11 protein-coding genes are annotated in these 14,147 nt (G+C 69.1%); 7 read left to right on the top strand and 4 right to left on the bottom strand.

What is annotated here, in order from left to right:
• Window positions 1–9: 9 nt before the first annotated feature.
• From VFL99_RS04985 to VFL99_RS04975, 3 genes are all read right to left on the bottom strand, one after another.
• Complete coding sequence (locus VFL99_RS04985) at window positions 10–1,581, bottom strand: DUF3352 domain-containing protein (RefSeq protein ID WP_325105230.1); 1,572 nt, start codon at window positions 1,579–1,581, stop codon at window positions 10–12.
• 228 nt (window positions 1,582–1,809) lie between these two features.
• Window positions 1,810–2,235, bottom strand: coding sequence for a CoA-binding protein (locus tag VFL99_RS04980; protein ID WP_325105229.1), 426 nt, complete (start codon window positions 2,233–2,235; stop codon window positions 1,810–1,812).
• 61 nt (window positions 2,236–2,296) lie between these two features.
• Window positions 2,297–3,649: a UDP-glucose dehydrogenase family protein gene (locus VFL99_RS04975; protein WP_325105250.1), complete on the bottom strand. Its 1,353-nt coding sequence runs from the start codon at window positions 3,647–3,649 to the stop codon at window positions 2,297–2,299.
• A 139-nt stretch (window positions 3,650–3,788) separates the two neighbouring features.
• On the opposite strand from VFL99_RS04975, the gene VFL99_RS04970 reads away from it, so the two are divergent.
• The gene (locus tag VFL99_RS04970) at window positions 3,789–4,805 is read left to right on the top strand and encodes an LLM class F420-dependent oxidoreductase (RefSeq protein WP_325105228.1); all 1,017 of its coding nucleotides are present in this window, start codon (window positions 3,789–3,791) and stop codon (window positions 4,803–4,805) included.
• 18 nt (window positions 4,806–4,823) lie between these two features.
• Here VFL99_RS04970 and VFL99_RS04965 read toward each other — a convergent pair whose 3' ends face one another.
• Window positions 4,824–6,656, bottom strand: a complete 1,833-nt coding sequence (locus VFL99_RS04965; protein ID WP_325105227.1) for a flavin-containing monooxygenase — start codon at window positions 6,654–6,656, stop codon at window positions 4,824–4,826.
• Between the two features lie 114 nt (window positions 6,657–6,770).
• Between VFL99_RS04965 and VFL99_RS04960 the strand changes: the two genes are divergently transcribed.
• The 6 genes from VFL99_RS04960 to VFL99_RS04935 all read left to right on the top strand — a co-directional run bounded on the left by VFL99_RS04960 (window position 6,771) and on the right by VFL99_RS04935 (window position 14,130).
• Window positions 6,771–7,943, top strand: coding sequence for an acyl-CoA dehydrogenase family protein (locus tag VFL99_RS04960; protein ID WP_325105226.1), 1,173 nt, complete (start codon window positions 6,771–6,773; stop codon window positions 7,941–7,943).
• 112 nt (window positions 7,944–8,055) lie between these two features.
• A complete protein-coding gene (locus VFL99_RS04955; protein ID WP_325105225.1) occupies window positions 8,056–9,384 on the top strand; it encodes an MFS transporter in 1,329 nt (442 codons plus the stop codon).
• 280 nt (window positions 9,385–9,664) lie between these two features.
• Window positions 9,665–10,333: a DUF2291 domain-containing protein gene (locus VFL99_RS04950; protein WP_325105224.1), complete on the top strand. Its 669-nt coding sequence runs from the start codon at window positions 9,665–9,667 to the stop codon at window positions 10,331–10,333.
• A complete protein-coding gene (locus VFL99_RS04945) occupies window positions 10,330–11,892 on the top strand; it encodes a sugar ABC transporter ATP-binding protein (RefSeq protein ID WP_325105223.1) in 1,563 nt (520 codons plus the stop codon). Before VFL99_RS04950 ends, VFL99_RS04945 begins: the two co-directional genes overlap by 4 nt.
• Before the next feature lie 15 nt (window positions 11,893–11,907).
• Complete coding sequence (locus VFL99_RS04940) at window positions 11,908–13,053, top strand: ABC transporter permease (protein WP_325105222.1); 1,146 nt, start codon at window positions 11,908–11,910, stop codon at window positions 13,051–13,053.
• Window positions 13,054–13,122: 69 nt separating this feature from the next.
• A complete protein-coding gene (locus tag VFL99_RS04935; protein WP_325105221.1) occupies window positions 13,123–14,130 on the top strand; it encodes a D-ribose ABC transporter substrate-binding protein in 1,008 nt (335 codons plus the stop codon).
• Window positions 14,131–14,147 lie beyond the last annotated feature (17 nt).

Raw genomic sequence — 14,147 nt, 5'->3', positions numbered from 1 at the left:
GCGGGCGGATCAGTCGCCGACCAGCCGGGCCTGGAAGCTGACGTCCCCGTCGTCCTGCACCGAGGCCGAGAAGCCTACGGCGCTCAGCGTCTTCGCGAAGGCACGGGCGTCCTTGTCCTGGATCTGCGGGAGGTACTGGCCCTCCACCTTGTCGAGGTCCACGAACAGGGCTGCCGCGGCGTGGGCCGGGTCGGCGACCGCCTTGCGGAACGCCGGGTTCTGGCCCAAGGTGCCGGGTCGGGACAGCTGGTCGAGGTAGCGGCCGGAGGTGGCCACGACGAGCTCGCCGCCCTTGGCGGTGTGGTGGATGGGGACCTGCATCCCCGCTTGGCGCAGCTGCCGGTCGACGCGGGAGAGGATGCCGTTGGCGCGCGTGGCGTCGGTCTGCACGCGCAGCCCGAGGGTCGGCATACCGTCGGGGGAGAGCTGCTGGGCAGGCGCGGCGAGGACCAGCCGCTTGCCGACCACGGTCTGCAGGTCCCGCGGCAGCGTGACGCCGAAGCCACGCTCGATGTCGGCGACCTGCTGGCGGAAGTCCTTCTGCACGCCCAGCCCGGTCTTGTTCAGCTGCTTCCACAGGCCCGCGACGGCCTGGTCGGGTCGCGACACCTGGAGTGCCACCGCCGTGTTGGCCGGCAGGTCGGCCAGGTGGGAGGGCAGGTCGGTGGTGGTGTTGCTCACCGACTTCATGCCCCGGACCACACCGGCGAGCTCGAGGTAGCCCGGGTCGAACCGGAGCGCGAAGGCGGTGCGGCCCAGGCCGTTGACCGCGTCCTCGACGGCGGCGGGCGTGCTCTGGTCACTGAGCCGGTTGATCTTGCGCAGGTCGGCCCACCCCGAGACCACGCCCTGGTTGCCGAGCGCCTTCATGTCCGCCACGTACTGGGCGTTGTCGGCCAGGCTGCCGTCGGCGAGGTAGGAGTTCAGCCACGACTTCTGCCCCTTGTCGATGAGCAGCGCATAGCCGTCGCGGAAGGCGACGTCCGGCTGGTCGTCACCGGACAGGAGCTTCTGCAGGCCGGCGCGGGCCTTCTGCTCGTCCTTGACCTGCAGGGCCACGAGCAGCGAGGGCTCCTTCGCGCCGTAGGCGGGCGGCAGGAGCGCGATGCCCAGGCGGTCCCCGAGCCAGGGCTTGACGTCGCGGTCGTAGTCGACGTCCCTCAGCTCCGGGTTCTGCTGCTTGGCCTTGAGGAAGACCTCCTTGCGGAAGTCGCTGCCGGACAGCACGTCCTTCACGTCGGGCACCTGGTGCAGGAAGCGGACCGCCGCGACCTTCTGGCCCAAGGAGGGGTCGACGTCGACGCGCACGTAGGTGATGGCGTTGGAGGGGATGACCTCGTCGGGCTGGGGGCTGGCGAGCACCTTGGTGGCGCCGTAGGCCCCACCTCCCGCGACGAGCACGAGGCCGAGTGCCGGCGCCAGCCACCGGAGGGCACGGTGCTTCTTGGCCGGCGGACCCGCGGGAGCCGTCGGCCCGGCGGGGGGCTGCTGTCCGCTGCCGGCGTCGTGCCAGACGGTGCCGTAGATCTCGTGCGTCTGGCTGGCCCCCGGAGGCGTGAAGCCCGATGGCGTCGTGCTCATGGTGGTCCCCTGTGTCGTCGGTCGTTCCCCCGCGCCGGCGGGACGGGCGGCCCGTCGGACTGCCCGGTGCGGCAGGGTGCGGCAGCCATGTGGTCACCCAGCGTGGCGACGGTATGCCGTGCGCCTCCCGTGCCGACATCATCCGTTCGGCCCCTTCTCAGGGAACACCCAGAGACCGCGGGCTGTGGACCGCCGGAACCGGCCGGAGGGGGCTGTGGACGGCAGCGCTCAGAGCCGCGGCCACTCGATCAGGGGACAGGTGTCCATGACCACGTCGAGGCCGGCCCTGCGGGCGCGGTGCGCCGCGGCCTCGTCGACGACGCCCAGCTGGAGCCAGACCGCGCCGATGCCGAGCCGGTCCCGTTGCGCGATGGCGTCATCGACCACCGCACCCACCCGCGCGGAGTTCACGAAGCAGTCGACGACCGACACCTGCTCGCCGTCGGGGACGTCGGCCAGCGAGGCGTAGCCCCTCTCCCCGAAGACCTCCTCGGCGCGCGGGTGGATGGGGATGACCCGTTGCCCCAGACTTCCGTGCAGCCACTGCGCGACGCCGTAGGCCGTCCGCTGGCGGGACTGCGACAGGCCCGCCACCGCCCACGTCCCCGGAGTGGTGAGCAGACGGCGGATGACGGCCTGGTCGTTGGCGCTCATGCCGCCCATCCTGCCGCGCACGCGACATCGACCGGGACCTGGCGTGCGCCCCTCAGACCCTTCAGAGGTGGGGGCGGCCGAGGGCGCGGAAGGTCCAGCCGGCGGCGCGCCAGCGGTGGGGGTCGAGGTTGTTGAAGCCGTCGATGATGACTTTGTGGTGGACGAGTTGGCCGAGGTGTGCCGGGTCGATGTCGCGGTACTGGGGCCAGCCGGTCAGGTGCAGCACGACGTCGGCGCCGGCGCAGGCTTCGTCGATGGTGTCGGTGTAGGTGAGTTCGGGGAAGGTCTTGGCGGCGTTGGTCAGGGCCTTGGGGTCGGTGACGGTGACGGTGGCGCCGCCTTGTTGGATGCCGCGGGCGATGTACAGGGCGGGGGAGTCGCGGATGTCGTCGCTGTAGGGCTTGAACGCGGCGCCGAGGGCGGCGATGCGTTTGCCGACGAAGGAGCCGCCGCATTCTTCGCGGGCGAGGTCGACCATGCGGGCGCGGCGGCGCATGTTGATGGCGTCGACCTCCTTGAGGAAGGTCAGGGCCTGGTCGGCGCCGAGCTCGCCGGCGCGGGCCATGAAGGCGCGGATGTCCTTGGGCAGGCAGCCGCCGCCGAAGCCGATGCCGGCGCGCAGGAACTTGCGTCCGATGCGGTCGTCGATGCCGATGGCGTCGGCCAGGGCGATGACGTCGGCGTCGGCGGCCTCGCAGACCTCGGACATGGCGTTGATGAAGGAGATCTTGGTGGCCAGGAAGGAGTTGGCGGCGGCCTTGACCAGCTCGGCGGTCTGGTAGTCGGTGACCAGCCGCGGGATCCCGGAGGCCAGCGGGGCGGCATACACCTCATCGAGGCGGGCGACGTCCGCTGCCGCGGCGGCCCCGGGCTGCTCCCAGGCGTGGGCCTCGGACACCCCGTAGACGATCCGGTCGGGGGCGATGGTGTCCTGCACGGCATACCCCTCGCGCAGGAACTCGGGGTTCCACACCAGGTGCACCCCCGTCCCCGCGGGCGCGAGTTGCCTGAGGCGGCGGGACAGGCGGGCGGCGGTGCCCACCGGGACGGTGGACTTGCCCACCACCAGGGTCTCGCGGGCCAGGTGCGGGGCCAGCCCGTCGATGGTGGCGTCCACCCAGGTCAGGTCGGCGGCGTACTCGCCGTGCTTTTGCGGGGTGCCCACGCACACGAAGTGCACGTCGGCGTCCGCGGCGGCGGCGTAGTCGGTGGCAAAGCGCAGCCGGCCGGTGGGCATCACCTTGGCCAGCAGCTCTTCCAGGCCCGGCTCGTAGAACGGGGTCCGTCCCGCGGCCAGATCCTGGGCCCGTTCCGGCATGCTCGTGTCGATCGCCACCACCTGGTGGCCCAGGTCGGCCATGCACGCCGCGTGCACCGCCCCCAACGGGCCCAACCCGATCACCGAGATGCTCAACGCCATGCCCAGACAGTAACGTCAGCCGGCAGTGGGTACGGAGCGGGCGCGGTGCACCCGCCGCCCCAGCAGCAGGTATGCCGGCCCGCACGCTGGCGGGCCCGGAGTCGCCGGGCCATCAACGAGGAGGAGCACGCCGATGCGTTTTGGAACCTTCCTGCCGCAGGGCTGGCGGATGGACCTGGCCGGGATCGACCCGGCGCAGCACTGGGGCGTGATCGCCGGGATCGCCGAACGCATCGAGGACCTGCCGGCGTGGGAGTCGGTCTGGGTCTACGACCACTTCCACACCGTGCCGCAGCCCTCCGAGCACGCCACCCACGAGGCGTGGACGCTGATGTCGGCCCTGGGGGCCGTCACCGACCGCGTCCGGCTCGGTCAGATGTGCACGTGCATGAGCTACCGCAACCCGGCCTACCTCGCCAAGGTCGCGGCCACCGTCGACGTCGTCTCCGAGGGGCGGCTCGAGATGGGCATCGGTGGCGGCTGGTATGAGCACGAGTGGCGCGCTTACGGCTACGGGTTCCCGAGCGCGGGCGAGCGGCTCGGCCGGCTGCGCGAGGGCGTGGAGATCTTCCGGCAGATGTGGACCACCGGGACCGCCACGGTGCACGGCGACTACTACCAGGTGGAGGGGGCGATCTGCGCGCCGCGACCGCTGCAGGGCACCTCGTTGGAGGGATCTGCCCGCAACGGCATCCCGATGTGGGTCGCCGGCGGCGGGGAGCAGAAGACGCTGCGGATCGCCGCCGAGTACGCCGACTACACCAACTTCGACGGCACCCCCGAGGTGTTCGAGCGCAAGAGCGAGATCCTCAGTGACCACTGCCGTGAGCTGGGGCGGGACTTCGACGAGATCGTGCGCAGCGCCAACTTCAACGTGGTGATCGGCGAGACGGAGAAGGACGTCCGGGACCGCCTCCAGTGGGCGCGGGCCCACTACCTCGAGGCGGGAGTGCCGGAGGACGTCGCCGAGAAGCAGTACCGCATGCTCGCCTCCGGGCCGGCGGTCGGCACCCCCGAGCAGATCGTCGAGACGCTGCAGGGGCTGGAGAAGGCCGGCATGGCCTACGCCATCACCTACTTCCTCGACGCCGCCTACGACCCGTCGAGCATGAGCCTGTTCGAGCGGTTCGTGATGCCCGAGCTGCAGTAGCCCTGCGCTTCAGGGCCGTCAGCTCAGGTGGTGCACCGGGGCGAGTCGGTAGACCGGGGTGGGAATCCCGACCTGCCGTGCCTTGAGCTGCAGCGCCAGGTAGAGCGAGTAGTGCCGTGACTGGTGCAGGTTGCCGCCGTGGAACCACAGCGCCTCCTGCTGGGTCGGCTTCCACATGTTGCGCTGCTCGCCCTCCCACGGGCCCGGGTCCTTGGCCGTGTCCGAGCCGAGGCCCCACACCTTGCCGACCTTGTCGGCGACCTCCTGGCTGATCAGGTCCGCGGCCCACCCGTTCATGGACCCGTAGCCGGTGGCATAGACGACCAGGTCGGCAGGCAGCTCGGTGCCGTCGTCCAGTACCACTGAGGACTCGGTCAGGTGGTCCACCTCGCCGCGCGCGAGCTTGACCTTGCCGTCGGCCACGAGGTCAGCCGCGCCGACGTCGATGTAGTAGCCCGAACCGCGGCGCAGGTACTTCATGAACAGCCCGGATCCGTCCTCGCCCCAGTCGAGCTCGAAGCCGGCGGCCGCCATGCGGTCGTAGAAGTCCCGGTCCCGCTCGCGCATCTGGTCATAGAGCGGGATCTGGAAGGTGTGCATGATCCGGTAGGGCAGGGAGGCGAAGATGAGGTCGGCCTTCTCCGTCGTGACGCCCGCGGCCACCGCGCGCTCGGAGTAGAGATCACCGAGACCGATGTCCATCAGGGTCGCACTCTTGACGATGTGGGTGGAGGAGCGCTGCACCATGGTGACGTCCGCGTCGTGCTCCCACAGGGCCCCGCAGATGTCGAACGCCGAGTTGTTGCTGCCGATCACGACGACCCGCTTTCCGGCATACGCCTCTGGACCGGGGTGCCGGGAGGAGTGGTGCTGCTCGCCGGCGAACACGTCCATACCGGGGATGTTCGGGAGGTTCGGCTTGCCGGACATCCCCGTGGCCAGCACCAGGTGCTTCGGACGCAGGGTGAGGGTGCGCCCCTCGCGCTCCAGGGTCACCTCCCACTCCCCGGCATCCTCGTCGTATGCCGCGTGCGTCGCCCTGGTGCCGCCCCACCACGGCACTTCCATGACCTTCGTGTAGGACTCGAGCCAGTCGGCGATCTTGTCCTTCGGGGCGAACACGGGCCAGTTGTCGGGGAACTTCAGGTAGGGCAGGTGGTCGTACCAGACCGGGTCGTGCAGGCACAGCGAGTTGTAGCGGCCGCGCCACTGGTCGCCGGGACGCGGATGGTCGTCGACGACCACGCTCGGCACGCCGAGCTGGCGCAGGCGGGCACCGAGGGCGATCCCGCCCTGGCCGCCTCCGACGACGAGCACGTAGGGCTGGGTGGTCTCGCCCATGGCGGCATCCTCGGCCTCGCGGCGCTGGCGCCAGCTGAGCCGGCCGCGCTGCGCGCCGTGCTCGGCCCCCATCGGCCGCCCGGCGCCAGCCGGCTCCTCGTGGCCAGTGAGCTCGTAGAGGGTCGTCAGCAGCGTCCAGGCGCCTTCCTCGGTGAGCCGCAGCAGGCCGCGGCCGCGGCCGACCGCGGTCTCGAACGTGATCCAGGCGGTGGTGACGCCGCCGGCCTCCTCGGGTGGCTCCGAGGTCGTGAAGCCGGACGGGTCCGTGCCCTCGAGGGTGTGGGCGAGCAGGTCGCGCACGCCGTCGCGGTGCTCGACCGTGGTGATGTTCCACGAGAACGCCACGAGGTCACGCCAGAAGCAGGTGGGGGCGAACATCCCCACCGCCCGGTCGAGGTCGCGTTGCCGGAGCGACTCTTCGAACCCGGACAGCCAGGCGTCCACCCGCGCCTGCGGGCTGTCGGTCGGTCGCTCGGCGGCCTCGACGTCCGGTTCCACGGTCTGGGTCATGGGTGCCTCCTCGCACGAGCCGGTGTGTGAGGCAGCACACACCGCCGCCCCGCCTCCGCGCAAGGGGTCCGCGTGACGAGCCCGGCCCGCGAACTGGCCGGTAACATCCACCTCGTGAGCGCTTCGAGCAACGAGTACCCGCTGTTCGCCCTCTCCGAGGACCACGATGCCCTCCGGGAGGCGGTCCGTGCGGTGGCCGAGGACAAGGTCGCCCCGCACGCCGCCGAGGTCGACGAGACCGGCAGCTTCCCGCAGGCGGCGTACGACGCGCTGCGGGCTGCCGACTTCCACGCCCCGCACGTCCCCGAGGAGTACGACGGCGTCGGTGCGGATGCGCTCGCCACCTGCCTCGTCATCGAGGAGGTGGCCCGTGTGTGTGCCTCCTCCTCGCTCATCCCGGCGGTCAACAAGCTGGGCACCATGCCGCTGCTGCTGGCGGCCTCGGATGAGCTGAAGGCCAAGTACCTGCCGCCGGTGGCCAGGGGAGACGCGATGTTCTCCTACGGGCTGTCCGAGCGCGAGGCCGGCAGCGACACGGCGTCGATGAAGTGCAAGGCGATCGAGCAGTCGGACGGCTCGTTCGTGCTGAACGGGCAGAAGTCGTGGATCACCAACGCCGGAATCTCGGAGTACTACACGGTGCTGGCTGTCACCGACCCCGAGGGGGAGCGCGGCCGCAACGTCAGCGCGTTCGTCGTCGAGAAGTCCGACGAGGGCTTCGGGTTCGGTGAGAAGGAGAAGAAGCTCGGCATCAAGGGCAGCCCGACCCGCGAGCTGCACTTCGACAACTGCCGCATCCCCGGAGACCGGATGGTCGGCAAGCCGGGTGAGGGCCTGAAGATCGCCCTGCGAACTCTGGACCACACGAGGGTCACGATCGGCGCCCAGGCGGTCGGGATCGCCCAAGGGGCACTGGACTTCGCGCTCGGCTACGTCAAGGAGCGCAAGCAGTTCGGCAAGGCGATTGCCGACTTCCAGGGGCTGCAGTTCATGCTCGCCGACATGGCCATGAAGCTCGAGGCCGCTCGGCAGATGGTCTACGCCGCCGCCGCCAAGTCCGAGCGCGGTGACGCCGACCTGCCGTTCTTCGGTGCCGCGGCGAAGTGCTACGCCAGCGACGTGGCGATGGAGGTGACCACCGACGCGGTGCAGCTGCTCGGTGGCTACGGCTACACCAAGGACTTCCCGGTCGAGCGGATGATGCGCGACGCCAAGATCACGCAGATCTACGAGGGCACCAACCAGATCCAGCGGGTCGTGATGGCCCGTCAGCTGCTCAAGCGGTAGGTGAAGCTCTTTTCGGCCTGCGCTGACTGGTGGCCGTCCGTAGCCTGAGAGCAGCAGCAGGTGAGGTGGTGAGCCGGTCACGAGTTCCAGCCCAGTGCTCGACAGCCGCGGAGTGGATGTCCTCGCGCGACTCGACCGCATCCCCGTCTGGGCACTGCCGAAGCGCTACTTGGCGATCATCGGGATCGGCTACTTCTTCACGTTCTACGACATCACCGACATCGGGTTCGCGATGCCGGCGATCGACTCGCAGTTCAAGCTGTCCGGCTCGGAGAGCCTCTTCGTCGCGCTGTCGATCGGGCTGATCGGCTACATCGTCGGGTCGCTGGTCATCGGCACGTTGGCCGACGCGTACGGCCGCTACCGGATGCTCATCCTCACCATCACCCTCACCGCCATCGGGTCGTTCGGTGACGCGGCGGCGCAGGGGCTGACGACCCTGATCATCTTCCGGTTCATCACCGGCGTCGGCGTCGGAGCCGACCTCAACCTCGTGTCCACCTACCTCGGCGAGTTGGCGCCTGCCGGGCGCCGGGGCCGGATCTCGGTCTACACCTTCCTCGTCGGCATCATCGGCCAGGCGGTCACACCGTTCGTCGCGCTCGCGCTGGTGCCGAACGTCTACGTCGGCTGGCGCATGCTGTTCGTGATCGGCGGCGTGATCGCGGCGATGGGGCTCGCAGTGCGGTTCGTGCTGCCGGAGTCGCCGCGCTGGGAGGTGCAACACGGCCGCGACGGTGACGCGGAGACCACCGTGGCCCGCATGGAGGCGTACTGCCGTGAGCAGGGGATCGCCATGCCCGATCCACAGCCCTCAGAGGTGTCGACGGTGCGTGGGGTGCCGCTGCGCTTCCTGTTCCACCAGCCGTATGCCGGACGGCTGGCGGTGTTCATCCCCATGTGGTTCCTCTGGTACATCGGGAACTACGGGTTCCTCGGCGACGCCGCCACGCTGATCAAGGAGCACGGCGCCGCGGTCGGTGGCTCGATCCTCTACCTGGCGATCGGGTCGATCGGCTACCCGGTCGGCGCGGCGCTGATGATCGGTCTGGTGGACCGGGTCGAGCGCCGCCTGCTCATTCTCGGGGCCACCATCGTCTGGCTGGTCGGAATGCTGCTGATCGGCTGGTTCGCCTCGGCCGCGGTCATCTACATCGGGGCGTTCCTGGCCTCGCTCGCGTTGGGCTCCTACCTGCAGGTGGCCTACACCTTCACTGCCGAGAGCTTCCCGACGCGTGCTCGCTCAACCGGCTTCGCGTTCTCCGACGGCATCGGCCACGCGGGCGGGGCGCTCGGCGCGCTGGTGCTGCCGATCGTCGTCGGGGCGTTCTCGTTCTTCGTCGGGTTCGCCGCGATCGGGGTCACGGGGCTGCTGGCGGGCCTGGTCGCCCTCGTCGGGCCGGCCGCCACCGGTCGGCGCCTGGAGCACGTCTCCATCTGAGGTCACAGACACCTCCCCTACGCGCTGACATGTCAGTGATAAAAGCGTGATCTCTCGCATCAGAGAAGTGATTGACACCACCGGCCTGCCATGCTTGTCTTAGACATCGCGCGACTGAAGACATAGATCACACGCTTTATCACATGACTTGGCTGATTGGTCGAACCCTCAGCGGCCGCTCGGCCCCACGGTTTCCACCCAGGGAGCAGCACATGCAGCATGACGTCGTTCTCGTCGACCTGGTCCGGCCGACATGGTTTCACCGCGTGGGTGGTCGGTCATGACGGCCGGCGGCGCGCGCCTTCGCGTGAACGCTTCTCGCAGGACTCTGCCCGTCAGGCGGCTGGTGCTCATCGCCATCGCGGTCGTGCTGCTGGTCGCCATGGGGCTGGACACCAAGGTGGTGTCCAGCAGCTCGACGGAGGGCGCGCCGCAGAAAGCCTTCGACCCGGCCGCCTGGGGCAAGAAGACCTTCCCCAAGGTCCAGCAGGACATCGCGAAGAAGGCGGTCGCCGCGCCGACCCTCGCCCAGGCCGTGAAGAAGAACCCGACCGCTGCCGGCAAGAAGTATGGCGTCGAGAGCGGCGCGGGCGCGGGCCCCGAGGTCTCCCTCGAGTTCACCGGCACCGTCGGCAAGGGCACGCAGGGCATCTACGAGGTGTCGGTGCCGGGCGTGCCGAAGGGGATCCTCATCCGGATCCAGACCGGTCCCGCCATCACCGGCACCGACCTGCGCGACGCGCCCGGCAACATCGCGTTCGGTCAGTTCCGCAACCAGATCGACTACCAGAACGCCGGCTCGGCCCTCAACCAGCAGCTGAAGAAGCAGGTGCTCAGCAAGATCGACACCGGGAAGCTGACGGGCAAGAAGGTGCACGTGGTGGGGGCCTTCCAGCTCATCAACCCTGACGCCTGGCTGATCACGCCCGCGAAGCTGGAGGTCAAGTGAGCGCCGCGGCCTCGGAGGAGGCCACGCAGACGACCACGGGCTCGGACGACGTCGTCCTGGCGGCCCGCAACGTCGTCAAGACCTACGGCGGTGTCCACGCACTCAAGGGCGTGAACTTCGACATCCGTCGCGGCACCGTCACGACGCTGTTCGGTGAGAACGGTGCCGGCAAGTCGACCCTGATGAAGATCCTCTCCGGCGTCGAGCAGCCGACGTCCGGTGAGATCCGTCTCGACGGCGAGCCGGTGACCTTCGACAGCACCGTCGAGGCACGCGACCGAGGCGTTTCCATCATCCACCAGGAGCTGAGCCTCGCGCCGAACCTCAACGTGCGCGACAACATCTTCATGGGCCGGGAGATCCAGGGCCGGTCCGGTGTCGACTACGCCGAGGAGTCCCGGCAGACCCGCCAGCTCCTGGAGCGCCTCGAGGAGGAGATCGACCCGCTCACCCCGGTGGCCGACCTCCGCCTCGGCCAGCAGCAGATCGTCGAGATCGCCCGTGCCCTCTCGGTCGACGCGCGGATCCTCATCATGGACGAGCCGACGTCGGCGCTCAGCGCCTCCGAGGTGCGCGTGCTGTTCAAGGTCATCCGTGACCTCACGAGCTCCGGGGTGTCGATCGTCTACATCTCCCATCACCTCGAGGAAGCCCTCCAGGTCACCGACCACGCCGTCGTGCTGCGGGACGGCAACATCACGGCGGTCGCCGAGGCCAAGGACATCGACCTCGACTGGATCGTGCGGCACATGGTCGGCGAGCACTACGACCTGGGGCAGCCACCCACCGGCTACGACTTCGGCGAGCCCGCACTGTCGTTGGAGCACCTCAGCATCGCCGACCCGGACAACCCCCAGCGGCTGGTGGTCGACGACGTCTCCCTGGAGGTCAAGGCCGGCGAGATCGTGTGCCTCTACGGACTCATGGGCGCGGGTCGCACCGAACTGCTCGAGTCCGTGGCCGGCCGGGTCCCGTTGGTGGACGGAAAGGTTCGACTGCAGGGCCGTGAAGTCTCCCGGCTCTCCATCGCGGATCGGATCGCGGCGGGCCTGTGCCTGGTGCCCGAGGACCGGCAGCGTGACGGTCTCGTCCAGACCATGACGGTGGGACGCAACCTCACCCTGGCCAGTGTCGGCTCCATGCTCAAGGGGATGTTCCTGTCCCGTGGCCTCGAGCGCCAGCGGGTCACCGACGCGATCCGGGACGTGCACGTGAAGACGTCCGGCGGGTCGGCGCCGATCGGGTCGCTGTCCGGCGGCAACCAGCAGAAGGTCGTCATCGGCAAGATGTTCGCCACGGACCCGACGGTGATCCTGCTCGACGAGCCGAGCCGTGGCATCGACGTGGGCGCGAAGGCGGAGGTCTTCCACCTGCTCGCCGAGCGCGCCAAGTCAGGGCTCGCGGTCGTCTACTCCACCTCGGAGGTCGGCGAGTGCCTGAGCATCGCGCACCGAATCGTGGTGATGCGACGCGGCCGGATCTCGGCCGAGTTCGACGCCACTGCAACGAAGGAACAGATCATGGCCGCCTCGGGCGAGTCCGTGGTCGCCGGAAACTAGGGAACGGATAGTCGCATGACCTCCACCGCCACCGGGAGCCCCCAGCCCCAAGGCCGACTCAAGGGCATGGGCGAGCGGTTCGACCTGGCCAAGATCCTCCTCGAGGGCCGGGCGTTCTTGGCCCTGATCGCCATCATCATCGTCTTCTCGGTCCTTTCGCCGAACTACCTGACCGTCAACAACCTGCTCACGATGGCGTCGCACGTCGCCGTCTACGCGCTGCTCGCGCTCGGGATGCTGCTCGTCATCCTGAACGGCGGGATCGACCTGACCGTGGGCTCCATGCTCGGGCTGTCCGGCGTCGTCGCCGGCTTCCTGATGGAGGGCGTGCCGCTCCATGTCTTCGGAGTCACGGTCTTCCCGGCAGTGTGGGTGGTCGCGCTGATCTCCTGTGCGGTCGGGGCACTGGTCGGATTCGTCAACGGGGTCCTCATCTCCCGGTTCAACGTCGCACCGTTCGTCGCGACGCTGGGCATGCTCTACGTGGTGCGCGGCATCGCGCTGCTCATGACCAACGGGCTGACCTACAACAACCTCGAGGGCAAGCCCGAGCTGGGCAACACCGGCTTCGACTGGCTGGGCTTCAACCGGATCGCCAACGTGCCGATCGGTGTCCTCGTCATGGTGGTCGCCGCGATCGTGATCAGCGTCATCCTCAACCGCAGCATGTTCGGACGCTGGCTCTATGCCTCGGGTGGCAACGAGCGGGCCGCCGAGCTGTCGGGCGTCCCGGTGCGGCGCGTGAAGATCTGGGTCTACGTCGTCTCCGGCATCTGCGCCTCGATCGCGGGCCTGATCCTGTCCTCGGAGCTCACCTCCGCGAGCCCCACCGCAGGGAACACCTACGAGCTGACGGCGATCGCCGCAGTGGTCATCGGCGGCGCCTCGCTGATGGGTGGCCGCGGCAACGTGCGCGGCACGCTCTTGGGCGCCTTCGTCATCGGCTTCCTGTCCGACGGCCTGGTCATCGTCGGGGTGTCGGCCTACTGGCAGACGGTCTTCACCGGCGCGGTCATCATCTTCGCCGTCCTGCTGAACGCCATCCAGTACCGCGGCCGCCGCAAGAACACCGCGTCCGGCGGCGGCACCGGGGCGACCACCCCGCGCAAGGCCGAGCCCACCGACGTGGGGACTCCCCGGGTGACCGAGACCACCGCATGAACCGTATGACGAGCCCACACCTCCCGTCCCACCCCTGCACCCGTTCAACCACCAAGTAAGGAAGAGATCATGCCTCGCAAGACGCTGTCCCTGGCGCTGGGATCCTCCCTCGCCCTCGCACTCACCCTGTCGGCCTGCGGGTCGGGCGGCGGGAACTCGGACCAGGCCGCAGGCAAGAGTGCCGGCTCCGACTCCAAGAAGGGCGGCCTGATCACGATCATCGTGAACGACCCGTCCAACCCCTACTGGAAGACCGAGGGCCAGGTCGCGGCGGCCGAGGCCAAGCAGCTCGGCTACAAGGCCAACGTGGCCGCCCACAAGGGCGACACCAACACCGAGAGCCACCTGATCGACACCGCGATCACCAACAAGTCGGTCGCGATCATCCTCGACCCCGCGAACGCCAGCGGCTCCATCGGCGCGGTGAAGAAGGCCGACGCCGCCGGCATCCCGGTGTTCCTCGTGAACGCCGAGATCAACCAGGAGGGGCTCGCCAAGGCCCAGCTGGTCTCGAACAACGCACAGGGCGCCGCCCTGGGCGCGCAGCAGTTCGTCAAGAAGATGGGCGAGAAGGGCAATTACGTCGAGTTGTTCGGCGCCCCGTCGGACAACAACGCGCAGACCCGTTCGAACGGCTACACGACCGTCATCTCGCAGTTCCCGAAGATGAAGAAGGTCGGCAAGGACGTGGCCAACTGGGACCGCACCCAGGGCCACGACAAGATGCAGAACCTGCTGCAGGCCCACCCGAACATCAGCGGCGTGATCTCCGGCAACGACGAGATGGCGCTCGGTGCCATCGCCGCGCTCAAGGAGGCCGGGAAGCTGAACCAGGTGAAGGTCGGTGGCTTCGATGGGTCGCCGGATGCCGTTGACGCCATCAAGGCCGGCGAGCTGCAGTACACCGTCCTCCAGCCCGTCGCGGTCTTCTCGAAGAAGGCGGTCCAGGAGGCGGACAACTACCTGCGGACCGGCAAGACCGGCGCCAAGACGGAGAAGCAGGCCTTCAACTGCATCCTCATCACGAAGAAGAACGTCGGCGACTTCGTCGCGCCGTTCACCCTGAAGAACCAGTGATCCCCAGGTGGTGGGGG

It is taken from the genome of Segeticoccus sp. (assembly GCF_035708005.1).
This window is presented reverse-complemented; position numbering and strand designations above follow the sequence as displayed.